Raw genomic sequence first — 13,194 nt, 5'->3', positions numbered from 1 at the left:
TCAGAACCCCTGAGCACTTGCGGTTACCAGCGCCGATTCTTCGGCACGATCGCGGGCGATATCGGCAGTTAGCTTGCCGCCGGACATCACCAGAATGCGGTCAGAAACCGCCATAATTTCTTTTAAATCTGAGGTGGAGAAGACCACAGCAATACCCTGCTGGGAAAGCTGGACCATCATGCGGAACACATCGGCTTTCGCTCCGACATCGATGCCGCGTGTGGGTTCGTCAAGAAATAGAATTTTGGGATTGGTGAGCAGAGAGCGACCAATCACCACTTTTTGCTGGTTCCCTCCGCTCAGCGCCTGAATTTCAACCTCTGGCGAGGAGACTTTTATCGACAGATTGCCAATTGTGCTGGCGACCACGGCCTCTTCATCTTTGCGGGCAATGGCAAAGCCACGTTGCAGACGCCGCCAAAGGCTGGCAATAGTCAGATTGGTGGCGACGGATGAAATGGGGAAAATCCCTGTGCGCTTGCGATCCTCCGGCACCAGACTCATTCCCATACGGATGCGATCGGCGGTGGTTAAGCGCTGCGGGACCGGTTTGCTGTCGAGCCACAGTTTTCCGAGGTAGTTGCGCTCAGTACCTAACAAGCACTCGAACAATTCGGTTCGCCCAGCCCCCATAAGTCCATAGATACCGACAATTTCACCGGCATGAACGTTAAAGGTGACGTCATTGACGACTGCGCTGCCAGCGGTATTCACGCAGGTGATATGTTCAGCTTCCAGAACCGGAGCTCCAAACGTGCGGCCGGGTTCGAGAAAGTTACTTACCGGGTCACTGCCCAACATCTCGCGCACAATCCACGGGACATCGATGTCGCTAACCTTGGCTTCGGCTTGAAATTTACCATCGCGTAAAATAGTGATCACATCGCCAATTGCCATCAATTCCTCGAGGCGATGGGAGATATAGATTATCGACACGCCCTGGCGAGTAAGTTCACGGATCACGCGAAACAGAATCTCGACTTCAGTTTTACTGAGCGCTGAGGTGGGTTCATCAAGAATCAGGATATCTGCATCTTCAGCCAGTGCTTTGGCGATTTCGACCAGCTGTTGCTGCCCTACTTTGAGATTGCCAACCAGGTCGCGCGGTGATATCGGCTGATCGAGCCGGGTTAATAATTCCGCGGTGCGTTTCTCTTGCTCGGCCTCATTGATGGGGGCCATGCCTTTTTGAATCTCCCGACCGAGGAAAATGTTTTCCGCGACGGTGAGGTTCTCAAACAGGTTTAACTCCTGATGCACCATACCAATTCCATGTGCCGCAGCATCACGGGTGCTGGCAAAGCGCACGGGATTTCCATTGAGCGACATCTCACCGCTACTGGGTTGCTGAACGCCTGCGAGGATCTTCATCAACGTCGATTTCCCCGCACCATTCTCACCAATAATCACATTCACCTTGCCACGCCAGACCTGATAATCGACGCTGTCCAGTGCAATTGTGCCGGGAAACAGCATTGAAATGGCATGCGTGCGCAGGATGATGTCATCAGCTGAGGTATTGCGCATTAGTGAGCCTCCTGTTCCAGCGTCAGTGCTGCTGCGTTTTCCGCTTTTCCAGCATTCAACGTCACGGCAAACAGCACCGTGGCAGTTTTCCCTTGCCAGCTAGTGTCTACGGCGGGTAACTGTTTCGCCGCTTCACGGTTATAAGCCCGTGACAGTTGGGCAAACTGAACCTGGTTAGTAAAATCTTCAAACTTGAAACCACTGGCATCGCGAATAGCATTGCCACGCATTACCGGGCCAATCTGAATCGTGACGGGCATATCATTGACCCTCACCACGATGGTGTGCTCTCGCCCATTGGTGGTGTCGACGCTATCAATCTGGCTGGTCAGGCGTACAAACACGCTTTCGGGAGCGGGTGAGGGGGCCTTCAGGCGAGTGGTCAGCGCTGAAGCATCCAGAACATGTTGCTGTGCCGCTTCCAGGACGCGGGATTGCCAGGTTTGTTGCGCGATCTGATCGGGAGTCTGGTTGTCGAAACTGGCTTTGGCCTGAGGATCGGCCGGGATAATTGGTTTGCCGTTTTCGTCGAGGTCAACTACCGTACAGGCCGTCAGCAACAGGGTGGCGCATCCAACCAGCGCGGCACCCCATTGTGTTAACGACATAGTGCCTCCGCTTAGTGGCTCAGGTTGAACTTGTTCAGCTTGCTGGCATTGGTTTCGTCAATCAGCACGCAATCCATGAGCTGTTTTTCTTCTTTCTGGGCTTTGCCGTTTTTCAGATAGTAATCCGCCTGCTCAACAGCCATTTGTGCCTGCTGCCAGCCGGGCTGCAGTACTGTCGCTTTAATATTGCTTTTATTAATGATTGAATCGCGGGTGTAGTCGCTGCCATCAAAACCGACCACGATGACATTATTTTTCCCCGCCGCTTTTAGTGCGGCTTCTGCACCCAGCGCCATAGTGTCGTTACCTGAGATCACGCCTACGATATCTGGGTTGGTTTGTAGAATGGCTTCCATTCGGGTAAAGGCTTCGGTTTGGCTCCAGTTTGCCGTCTGCTGGGCTACCATTTTCATGTCCGGATAGTCATCGAGTACATCGTGATACCCCTGCGAGCGTACATGGGCGTTGGTGTCGGATTGACGTCCCAGCAGTTCAACGTACTTCCCTTTTCCGTCCAGTAACCTGGCGAACTTCTCTGCGCCGAGCTGTGCGCCTTGATAGTTATTCGACACGATTTGCGCCACCGCGATGCCGGTTTTATTGATTTCGCGATCGATCAGAAAAGCAGCTACACCCGCTGCTTTGGCTTTTTCCAGCGGCCCTACAGTGGCATCTGCACCCGCATTATCAAGAATGATCGCTTTCGCTTTACGAGCAATAGCAGTCTCAATCAGTTGGTTTTGTTTATTGACGTCATCATCATGAGAGGCAACCAGCGTGGCGTATCCCAGCTCTTTTGCTTTGGCGACTGCACCGTCGGCTTCGGCTTTAAAAAACGGGTTATCGTGAGAAGGGGTAATAATCGCAATCAGTCCGTTGTCGGCAGCATACAGCGAACCCGATGTGGTAAGGATCGAGGCCAGTAATACGGATTTAATCAAGGTCTTGTTCATCTCTTTCTCCACTTTGAATATTTATTCAAATATGATTTATTATTCAAGTTAACGATAAGACGAGATAATCGAACTGTCTACGATTTGCGCAGCTAATTTCTTAAAAAGAGAAAAGGATCACGATCCTGATGGTGAGAATGGAAATAGCGTCACGATATTTTTATCACGCTGAAACCAATGAACGTTAACTTCTTGATTGCCGAGGTTTGCCGAAAATGACGGCATGATTTGTAATGTTAATTGCTGAGTCGTGAGTGCGGTGATTTTTGCGCTGGTGAAACCTGGTAGCCCCGATGCCTGATTGGAAAACGCCTTATACAGGCTCTCCTTTGCGCTGAATACCAGGGTTAAGGCGAGCGGAAAGGGCAGGCAGGCATGCTGCAAAATCTGATGTTCGTGGTTATCAATAATGCCATCAGCCAGCTCAACTGCGGTTTGTGGTGTAAAAATAGCTTCTATATCCAGCCCAATGGGATGCGTTGATACGACCGCCAGCGCCGTTGTTGTGCTATGGCTGATGCTGCCAAACAGATCCTGCGGCCACAATGGTTGGCGTTGCACATCGATGCCGGGCACGGTTTTGTGGCCAAATTCACGCAGTGCGTGGACTGCAGCAATACGCCCCGCTAAGTGCTCAGCTTTACGCTTACGCCCACTGGAGTGGAGCTGAGTGTGGTGGGGGAGCCAGAGCAGGTCGTGCTCATGGAAAGTGTCGGGATCAAATTCGACAATGTGCAGCGTATGATCTGCGAAAGGGAGCGGGATGTGCGTTGTGTGCATGATTTCTTACGGTTTCCCTCTCCCCGCAGCGAGGAGAGGGAAAAACATTATCAGAAGTGTGTGTTAACGCTCATGAACCACGTCCGGCCCGGTTCGTTATAGGTGTACGCGCCAGCGCCCGCCATGTAATAGCCAGTTTTGTTGTCGCTGGTGGTTTGGGCATTACCTTCACGCCACAGACGTTTGTCGAAGACGTTATCCACGCCGCCGGTCAGGCTGACGTTTTTCGTCACATCCCAGGTCGCACTCAGGCCGACAATGCTGTACGGACTCACTTCCTGGGCTGAACTGCCGGTCACCGGTTTCCCCTGGTAATCGTATTTTTTCGGCTGCTGTTTGCCGTACCAGGTGAAGGTGGATTGCAATGACAGATCTTCGCGTGCCTGCCAGCTCAGGGTCGAGTTCAGCGTGTATTCAGGAATAATCGACAGGCGTTCGCCGGTCTCTTTATTCTTACTTTGCAGCATGTAGGTAATGTTGTTGGTCCAGGTTACGGTCTCGCTAACCGGCACGTTCAACGTCCCTTCCAGACCTTCCACCACCGCTTTAGGCACGTTTTCCCACTGATAGATATCGGTGTAGGTTGTTGTTGTTTTACCTGTGGTCGGGTTTTTCTGGGTAATCGATGTTCTGCTTAACGGTACGGTTCCTGCTTCAATCTTGTTACGGTAATCGTTGCGGAACCAGGTTACCCCGGCCAGCCAGCCATCACGTTTGAACTCCAGACCAATCTCTTTGTTGATACTGGTTTCGGCCTTCAGATCATCGTTGCCCATCATGTAGCAACCAATACCGGTCGCTGAGCCAGTGGCGTAGCAACCCTGACCTTTACTGTACAGAATGTAGTTCGGGTTGAGCTGATATAGGCTTGGCGCTTTATAGGCGCGCGCAATCCCCATCTTCAGGGTGAAGTCATCGCCCAGACCTTGGGACAGGTTCAGGGACGGACTCCAGTTATCGCCCACAATGCTGTGATGATCGAAACGCAAACCTGGCGTCAGCATGGTGCTGTCGGTCAGTTCCATGTTGTTTTCAGCAAACAGAGAGAAAATCTCTGCGTCTGAGTACGGGCTGCGGTTGGTGCTGCTGGACCCAGGAATATTACCGCCCATAAAGGTCTGAGTATTGGAACTCATGTCCTTCATGCGCTGCTGGTTCCATTCGGTACCGAGCGTCAGATTTTGGTTAACCAACAGGTCGAATGGAATGCTAATTTCGCTGTGCAGGGTGACATCCGCCAGGTCAGTGTCGGTAAAATGATTACTGTTAAATAGCCCTTCAAGACCTCCTGCCAGACCTTCACCCAAACGGGAGTTGCGGGTATGTTCGTATTGCGCCCAGTTGCTGGTGGTAATGCCATTGTCCCAGCCGCCGTTCCACGTCAGCGCATAGTTCTGACGGTACATACGGTTGGTTTCTTTACCGTAGTATTTTTTTACCAGTCCGTTGGTTTTGTTATCGTTGTTGGTGTTCTGGGTGTCGCCAGCGTATAGATTGCCCTGGCGGCTGTAGCCGGCTTCAAACTCCAGCGATTGCATTGGCGCAAAATCCCACCGCAGTTGGCCGTTGATATCTTTGTTTTTTACCCCTTCACGACCCGCTGGCATGGTATCTGCGTAGTCGCCCGTACGTGCAGACTGGTGACCATCGTTAATGTCCCACGCGTCGGCCTGGGTTTTATCGAGATTACCGTTCAGGCGGAAGCTGAAATCCCCGCCCAGCGGGCCATTCAAACTAAAGTTGGTGCGTTTGGTCGAGCCTTCTTCTTTGTGTTCAGGGGCGTTGAAATAGGTATTCCAGGAGCCATGCCACTCATCGCCGCCTTTCTTGGTGATGATATTCACCACGCCGCCAGCCGCACCGTTGCCATAGCGTGCCGCGGCAGGACCACGCAGCACTTCAATACGTTCGATCATTTCCGGAGCAACCCATGCGGTATCGCCGCGGGTATCACGCTCGCCGCGCCAGCCCTGACGCACAGAGTTACGGCTGGTTACCGGTTTGCCGTCGATCAGAATCAGGGTGTTTTCCGGCCCCATGCCGCGAATATCGATTTGGCGGTTGTTGCCGCGTTGACCGCTGGTTGAGTTACCGGTCAGGTTGACGCCTGGCATGGTACGGATGATTTCCGACACATCGCGAGCGGGAGGATTCTTACGAATTTCATCAGCGGTAATGGTTGAAACGCCCGGTGCCTGCAGGTTCTGCTGGGCGGCGGTAACCACGATGGTGTCTTCATGAGAGACAGCGGCGCTATCGGTTTGATCTTCTGCCATCGCTGGCAGGGCTACCCCGTAAATCCCTAAATTGACCAATAAGGCCAGTGAATGAATCTTGTTGTTCATTGTATGTCCTGCTGTTCTTTTAGCCACGAGTACCAATGTGCCGTGGTGCGGCATTTGGTCTGATGTCGCCCGCATCCGCGTAAACCCTCCATTCCAGAAAAAGTACGCAGCGCCAGGCCGGTTTATAAGTGGTGAAAAACTGTGCGCGCTTCCCACAGCGCGACAATACGCTATTGCAAATGCAAATAGTTATCAATAATATTATCAATATATTTCACGCTAGATCATAAAATTTGACAATAAACATGGGGTTATGGCGGTGACGACGTTAAAGATGGGAAGCGAGGCGTGGTGGCAGTCAAAAAAAGGCCCGGAGTGGGAGCGTGAAGACAACGGAAATTATCGGGTAACCTTCTGGTGGCGCGACCCGCAGGGAACGGAAAAAGAGTCAGCCATTCATCGCGTATGGGTCTATATCACCGGCGTCACCGACCACCATCAAAATGCCACCCCGCAGTCGATGCAACGCATTGACGGAACAAATGTTTGGTGCTGGAGTGTTTCCCTCAGCGCCAACTGGCGCGGCAGTTACTGTTTTATCCCAACAGAACGAAATGATATTTTTGCCGCGCAGACGCCGGGCGAAGCGCCTGACCGAACCGTGCTGCGTGAAGGCTGGCGGCAATTGTTGCCGCAGGCTATTGCCGATCCCCTCAATCCGCAGAGTTGGCAGGGCGGTCGTGGCCATGCGGTGTCTGCGCTGGAAATGCCTGATGCACCCGTACAACCGGGATGGGATCGACCTGAAAACCCCGACTCGCCCGCAGTTTGCCTGCAATGGCGTAGCGCCAGACTCGGCAATACACGCCGCGTGTGGGTGTTTACCACTGGTGAAGCCCAACCGGAAGCGCGTCCGCTGGCCATCCTGCTGGACGGACAGTTTTGGGCACAAAGTATGCCGGTCTGGCCTGCGCTGACTTCACTCACCCATCGCGGACACCTCCCGCCCGCCGTTTATCTCCTGATTGATACCATCGACACGGCTCACCGCAGCCGCGAATTGCCGTGTAATGCGGATTTTTGGTTGGCGGTACAGCAGGAGTTATTGCCGCTGGTGAAGACCACGACCGCGTTCAGTGACGACCCGCAGCGTACCGTCGTCGCCGGGCAAAGTTTTGGCGGGCTGTCATCGCTGTATGCCGGGCTTAACTGGCCCGCGCGCTTTGGCTGCGTGCTCAGCCAGTCAGGCTCTTATTGGTGGCCGCATCGCGGTGGTCATCAGGATGGTGCGATCGTTGAGCAACTGAAGAGCGGAAAGATAAGCGCCCAGGGGCTGCGTATTGTCCTGGAAGCCGGGATCCGCGAGCCCATTATTTATCGCGCAAATCAGGCGCTTTATGCCCAGTTACCCTCTGCACCACAGTCTATTTTCTGGCGTCAGGTTGATGGTGGACACGATGCGCTTTGCTGGCGCGGCGGACTGATGCAAGGGCTGATCACGCTCTGGCAACCGCTTACCGACACGATTTAACCGGACGATGTTCCACGACAGGAGTTGAGTATGGAATTCAGTAACCCCTTCGATAATCCGCAGGGCCAGTTTTACATTCTGCAAAATCCCCAACGTCAGTTTAGCCTTTGGCCGCAGCAATGCTCACTTCCTGCTGGCTGGACGGTCGCGTGCGAACCCCAATCACAGGAAGCCTGCCAGCAATGGCTGGATGCAAACTGGACCACGCTGACGCCAGCGAACTACGTCGATGTGCAGGAGGCTCCATGACTCAACGTTTACCGTTAGTTGCGGCTCAGCCGGGGATCTGGATGGCGGAAAAACTCTCCACATTGCCCTCTGCGTGGAGCGTGGCGCACTACGTAGAATTAACCGGCGAACTGGACGCACCGTTGCTGGCGAAAGCGGTAGTGGCGGGTCTACAGCAGGCCGATACCCTACGGATGCGGTTTAGCGAAGATAACGGCGAGGTCTGGCAATGGGTAGACTCTGCGCTTGCCTTTGCGCCACCAGAAATTATCGATCTGCGCGAAAAATCCGATCCGCATGCGGCAGCGCGCGCCTTGATGCAGGCAGACCTGCAGCAGGACATCCGTGCTGATGGCACTAAGCCGCTGGTTTTTCACCTGCTCATTCAGGTGGGAGAAAAGCGTTGGTATTGGTATCAGCGTTACCATCATCTGCTGGTTGATGGCTTCAGTTTCCCGGCCATTACCCGCCAGATAGCCGCAATTTACCGCGCATGGCTGCATGGCGAGCCCACGCCGGAATCACCTTTTACGCCATTTTCTGAGGTGGTGGAAGAGTATCAACAGTATCGGCAAAGCGATGCCTGGCAACGTGACGGCGCCTTCTGGACCGAGCAGCGAAAGCAACTCCCACCTCCGGCTTCGCTGTCTAACAAACCCCTGCCAGGGCGGTCGGCCAGCGCGGATATTATTCGTCTGAAGTTAACCGCGCCTGAAGGGGAGTTTCGCCGGCTTGCGGCACGTATGCCAGACGATCAGCGTGCGGATCTGGCCCTTGCGCTGGTGGCGCTGTGGCTCGGACGTTTATGCAGCCGAATGGAATATGCCGCCGGGTTTATCTTTATGCGGCGTATGGGGTCGGCGGCGCTCACGTCCACCGGACCGGTTTTAAACGTCCTGCCATTTGGCGTGCAGTTGAATGCGGCAGAAAGTTTGCCTGCACTTGCCCAACGACTGGCCGCACAGTTGAAGAAAATGCGCCGACATCAGCGATATGATGCTGAGCAAATTGTTCGCGACAGCGGGCGCGCAGCCGGTGCCGAACCGCTGTTTGGCCCGGTACTGAACGTGAAAATATTTGACTATCAACTGAATATTCCTGGCGTTCAGGCGCAAACCCATACGTTGGCGACAGGTCCAGTGAACGATCTGGAGCTGGCGCTGTTCCCGGATGAAAACGGCGGGCTGAGTATTGAAATCCTGGCCAATAAACAGCGCTACGATGCCGCGACGCTGGCGCAACATGCATCGCGTTTAACCGCGCTTATCGCGCAGTTTGCCGACAATCCGTCGCTATGCTGCGGCGATGCCGGGATGCTGTTGTCGACAGAACATGAGCGGCTGGCGAAGATTAACGACACGACCGTGGCGATCCCGTCCACCACGCTGAGCGCGCTGGTGGCACAGCAGGCCGATAAAACGCCGGATGCCCCGGCGCTGGCTGATGCCCGCTATCAGTTTAGCTATCGTGAAATGCGCCAACAGGTTGTGGCGCTGGCGCGCCGCCTGCGCGAGCGTGGCGTACAGCCTGGTGACAGCGTTGCCGTGGCATTACCGCGTTCCGTGTTCCTCACGCTGGCGCTGCACGGTATTGTTGAGGCAGGAGCTGCCTGGCTGCCATTGGATACCGGATACCCGGACGATCGCCTGCGGATGATGCTCGAAGACGCGAAGCCAAAATTGTTGATCGCGACCGAAGAGCAACTGGCGCGCTTTAGCGATATTCCGGAGCTGGAAAGTCTGTGCTACAACGCGCCGCTGCCAGAAGAGGATGTTGCACCGCTGGCGCTATCTCAACCTAATCATACGGCCTATATTATTTTTACTTCCGGTTCTACCGGCAGACCAAAAGGGGTGATGGTTGGGCAAACAGCCATCGTTAACCGTTTGCTGTGGATGCAAAATCACTATCCTCTGACTGCGGATGATGTGGTGGCGCAAAAAACGCCGTGCAGTTTTGACGTCTCGGTATGGGAGTTTTTCTGGCCGTTTATTGCCGGGGCAAAACTGGTCATGGCAGAACCTGAAGCGCACCGCGATCCGCTGGCGATGCAGCAGTTCTTTGCGCAGTCAGGGGTGACGACCACGCACTTTGTTCCCTCTATGCTGGCCGCTTTTGTTGCTTCACTGACGCCGGAAACCGCGCGGGAGAGCTGTGCCTCGCTGAAACGGGTATTCTGCAGCGGCGAAGCCTTACCTGCAGATTTATGCCGCGAATGGGAACAGTTGACTCATGCGCCACTGCACAATTTATACGGGCCAACGGAAGCGGCGGTCGATGTGAGCTGGTATCCGGCCTGGGGGGACGATCTCGCTGCCGTAACGGGCAATAGCGTGCCGATTGGCTATCCGGTATGGAATACCGGTTTACGGATCCTGGACGCCATGATGCGCCCGGTGCCCTTTGGCGTGGCGGGTGATCTCTATCTGACGGGGATCCAGCTGGCGCAAGGATACCTGGGACGAGCGGATCTGACTGCGAGCCGCTTTATCGCCGATCCGTTTAACCCTGGTGAACGCATGTACCGTACCGGGGATGTGGCGCGCTGGCTGGAGAATGGCGCAGTGGAATACCTCGGGCGCAGCGATGACCAGCTTAAAATTCGCGGACAGCGCATTGAGCTCGGTGAGATTGATCGGGTGATGCTGCAACTGCCAGATGTCGAACACGCCGTTGCCCACGCCTGCGTATTCAACCTGGCGGCGGCCACAGGCGGCGATGCGCGACAGTTAGTGGGGTATCTGGTGTCGCAATCGGGTTTACCGCTGGATACGTCTGCATTGCGGGAAACCCTGCGTGAAAAACTGCCTGCGCATATGGTGCCGACGGTATTGTTGCAACTGGCGGAGCTGCCGCTGAGTGCAAACGGTAAACTGGATCGTAAAGCGCTGCCGATGCCGCAGTTGACGTCGCGTACGTCAGGACGTGCGCCGCGAGCAGGGACTGAAACCGCCATCGCGCAGTCTTTTGCAGCCTTGCTGGATTGCGAGGTTAATGACGTGGAGGCGGACTTCTTTGCGCTTGGCGGGCATTCGCTGCTGGCGATGAAGCTGGCAGCGCAGTTGAGCCGTGTTTTTGAGCGTCAGGTAACGCCTGGGCAGATAATGGTGGCTTCTACTGTTGAACAACTGAGTGCACTGCTGGAGAGCAATGATGATGAACAGACGCAGCGTCTGGGATTCGAGACGATGCTGCCGCTGCGTGAAAGTCATGGCCCTACGCTGTTTTGCTTCCATCCGGCGTCGGGTTTCGCCTGGCAGTTTAGCGTGCTGTCGCGTTACCTCAGTCCGCAGTGGTCGATTATTGGCATTCAGTCGCCGCGACCGGATGGCCCTATGCAGACGGCGGAAAACCTTGATGCGGTATGCGAACATCACCTGGCAACGCTGCTCAGCCAGCAGCCTCATGGTCCCTATTATTTATTAGGCTACTCGCTGGGGGGGACGTTGGCGCAGGGAATCGCCGCACGCTTACATGCCAGAGGAGAGACAGTTGCATTCCTGGGGTTGCTGGATACCTGGCCGCCGGAAACGCAAAACTGGCAGGAAAAGGAGGCCAATGGGTTGGATCCCGCGGTACTGGCCGAGATCGAGCGTGAACGTGAAGCGTTTCTGGCAGCGCAGCAGGGGAATGCGTCAGAGGCCTTATTTAATGCTATCGAAGGTAACTACGCCGATGCGGTTCGCCTGCTCACCACGGCACACAGCGCGCCGTTTGCTGGTCACGCCACGCTGTTCGTTGCTGAGCGCACCTTAGTGCCGGGGGTCAGTCCTGAACGCAGTTGGTCACCGTGGATATCCAGTCTGGATGTATATCGTCAGGACTGCGCGCATGTCGATATTATCTCTCCCAGCTCGTTTGAGGCGATAGGGCCAATAATAAACACCTTGATCAATAATTCGGTGTAACAAAGCGAATCTTACTATCGCGACGATCAAATAACCCCATGATGTAATCATTATGTTATGGGGTTGATCTTTTTTGGTGTGATGAGGGCGATTAAAAGGGTGAATAAATTCCGAATATAATTTTTGGTAGGGCTTCGAGCACAAAGAGTGTTTCGGATAAATCTTACTAACTGGTAGACTTCTCTTTCGGAAATGTTCTTCTTTGGGTACGGATCTCAGGTCACACACATGTCATCATTAAATATTAAGCAAGATAACGTTTCGGATTTTACTGCATATCCTCAGCCAGCGGTAAATGCTAATGAAATCGATTTAGTTAATCTAATCGAAATCTTATGGCGCGCCAGGACGAAAATTATGGCGACCGTTTTCGCCTTTGCCTGTGTGGGTATTCTGGTCTCTTTTCTACTACCGCAAAAATGGACCAGTCAGGCCATCGTGACGCCGGCCGAGCCCGTCCAGTGGCAGAACCTCGAAAATACGTTGACCAAATTGCGCGTGCTGGATATGGATATTAACGTTAGCCGTGGTGAAGTATTTAATCTGTTTATCAAAAAATTTCAGTCGCCCTCATTGTTGGAAGAGTATCTGCGTTCTTCTCCTTATGTGATGGAACAACTGAAAGGCGCGGATATCGATGAAATGGACCTGCATCGGGCAATTGTCAGGCTCAGTGAAAAAATGAACGCCGTTGACAGCAATGTGGGAAAAAAGAATGAGACTTCGCTGTATACCGCATGGACGCTAAGCTTTACCGCGCCCCAGGCTGAAGAAGCCCAGTCTGTGCTGAAGGGCTATATCCAGTATATTTCTGATGCTGTGGTGAAAGAAACGCTGGAAGATATTCGCAATAAACTGTCCATCAAAACCAGCTTTGAGAAAGAAAGACTGGAGATGGATCGCATCAGGCTTAAGAATCAACTGGACGCCAAAATCCAGCGACTGCATTATTCACTGGAAATTGCGAATGCCGCTGGGATTAAAAAACCAGTCTACAGTAATGGCCAGGCGGTGAAAGATGACCCTGATTTCTCTATTTCACTGGGCGCTGATGGCATTGCACGTAAATTAGAAATAGAAAAGTCGGTAACGGATGTTGCTGAAATTAACGGTGAATTACGTAACCGCCAATATCACGTTGAACAGCTGTTAGCTATGAATGTGAATGATGTAAAATTTACGCCATTTAAATATCAACTTTCACCTTCGCTGCCAGTGCATAAAGATGGTCCGGCAAAATCGATGATCGTTATTTTGGCAGCTTTGCTGGGTGGCATGGTGGCGTGTGGTGGTGTTCTGCTGAATTACGCCATGGTGGCGCGTAAGCAAAAAATGACGTTTATTGATCAACAACTGGTGTGATGACATTTCGTC

The 13,194-nt window shown here is 53.6% G+C and carries 9 protein-coding genes; 4 read left to right on the top strand and 5 right to left on the bottom strand.

The features are described 5' to 3' along the window. From HV229_RS18055 to HV229_RS18035, 5 genes are all read right to left on the bottom strand, one after another. Nucleotides 1-1,527 carry a sugar ABC transporter ATP-binding protein gene (locus tag HV229_RS18055; protein ID WP_170973930.1) on the bottom strand — a complete coding sequence of 509 codons (1,527 nt, stop codon included), beginning with the start codon at nucleotides 1,525-1,527 and terminating at the stop codon, nucleotides 1-3. Further along, nucleotides 1,527-2,135, bottom strand: a complete 609-nt coding sequence (locus HV229_RS18050) for a DUF2291 family protein (RefSeq protein ID WP_016152185.1) — start codon at nucleotides 2,133-2,135, stop codon at nucleotides 1,527-1,529. Before HV229_RS18050 ends, HV229_RS18055 begins: the two co-directional genes overlap by 1 nt. A gap of 11 nt (nucleotides 2,136-2,146) precedes the next feature. After that, complete coding sequence (locus HV229_RS18045; protein ID WP_016152186.1) at nucleotides 2,147-3,088, bottom strand: D-ribose ABC transporter substrate-binding protein; 942 nt, start codon at nucleotides 3,086-3,088, stop codon at nucleotides 2,147-2,149. Nucleotides 3,089-3,205: 117 nt separating this feature from the next. Beyond that, nucleotides 3,206-3,868 carry an enterobactin synthase subunit EntD gene (gene entD, locus HV229_RS18040; RefSeq protein ID WP_101699794.1) on the bottom strand — a complete coding sequence of 221 codons (663 nt, stop codon included), beginning with the start codon at nucleotides 3,866-3,868 and terminating at the stop codon, nucleotides 3,206-3,208. Nucleotides 3,869-3,918: 50 nt separating this feature from the next. After that, entirely contained in the window at nucleotides 3,919-6,213 is a 2,295-nt protein-coding gene (locus HV229_RS18035; protein WP_094760663.1) for a TonB-dependent siderophore receptor, read from the bottom strand. 253 nt (nucleotides 6,214-6,466) lie between these two features. Here HV229_RS18035 and fes point away from each other — a divergent pair, with 253 nt between their 5' ends. The 4 genes from fes to wzz(fepE) all read left to right on the top strand — a co-directional run bounded on the left by fes (nucleotide 6,467) and on the right by wzz(fepE) (nucleotide 13,182). Then, nucleotides 6,467-7,684 (top strand): enterochelin esterase, encoded by a 1,218-nt coding sequence (gene fes / locus HV229_RS18030; RefSeq protein ID WP_016152189.1) that lies wholly within the window; start codon nucleotides 6,467-6,469, stop codon nucleotides 7,682-7,684. Nucleotides 7,685-7,714: 30 nt separating this feature from the next. Continuing rightward, on the top strand, nucleotides 7,715-7,933 hold the full coding sequence (locus HV229_RS18025) for an MbtH family protein (RefSeq protein ID WP_016152190.1): 219 nt from the start codon (nucleotides 7,715-7,717) through the stop codon (nucleotides 7,931-7,933). Next, on the top strand, nucleotides 7,930-11,820 hold the full coding sequence (gene entF / locus HV229_RS18020; protein WP_181546075.1) for an enterobactin non-ribosomal peptide synthetase EntF: 3,891 nt from the start codon (nucleotides 7,930-7,932) through the stop codon (nucleotides 11,818-11,820). Before HV229_RS18025 ends, entF begins: the two co-directional genes overlap by 4 nt. Nucleotides 11,821-12,048: 228 nt before the next feature. Then, nucleotides 12,049-13,182 (top strand): LPS O-antigen length regulator Wzz(fepE), encoded by a 1,134-nt coding sequence (wzz(fepE), locus tag HV229_RS18015; RefSeq protein ID WP_046275117.1) that lies wholly within the window; start codon nucleotides 12,049-12,051, stop codon nucleotides 13,180-13,182. Nucleotides 13,183-13,194: the final 12 nt, after the last annotated feature.

This window comes from Citrobacter sp. RHBSTW-00524 (assembly GCF_013747755.1).
Taxonomy (GTDB): domain Bacteria; phylum Pseudomonadota; class Gammaproteobacteria; order Enterobacterales; family Enterobacteriaceae; genus Citrobacter; species Citrobacter braakii.
Note: the sequence above shows the minus strand (reverse complement) of the source record. Positions and strands in the feature narration are given on the sequence as shown.

Coding starts and splice junctions, on each gene's coding strand:
- HV229_RS18055 (WP_170973930.1), bottom strand. CDS start 1,527: ATGCGCAATACCTCAGCTGATGACATCATCCTGCGCACGCATGCCATT.
- HV229_RS18050 (WP_016152185.1), bottom strand. CDS start 2,135: ATGTCGTTAACACAATGGGGTGCCGCGCTGGTTGGATGCGCCACCCTG.
- HV229_RS18045 (WP_016152186.1), bottom strand. CDS start 3,088: ATGAACAAGACCTTGATTAAATCCGTATTACTGGCCTCGATCCTTACC.
- entD (WP_101699794.1), bottom strand. CDS start 3,868: ATGCACACAACGCACATCCCGCTCCCTTTCGCAGATCATACGCTGCAC.
- HV229_RS18035 (WP_094760663.1), bottom strand. CDS start 6,213: ATGAACAACAAGATTCATTCACTGGCCTTATTGGTCAATTTAGGGATT.
- fes (WP_016152189.1), top strand. CDS start 6,467: ATGGCGGTGACGACGTTAAAGATGGGAAGCGAGGCGTGGTGGCAGTCA.
- HV229_RS18025 (WP_016152190.1), top strand. CDS start 7,715: ATGGAATTCAGTAACCCCTTCGATAATCCGCAGGGCCAGTTTTACATT.
- entF (WP_181546075.1), top strand. CDS start 7,930: ATGACTCAACGTTTACCGTTAGTTGCGGCTCAGCCGGGGATCTGGATG.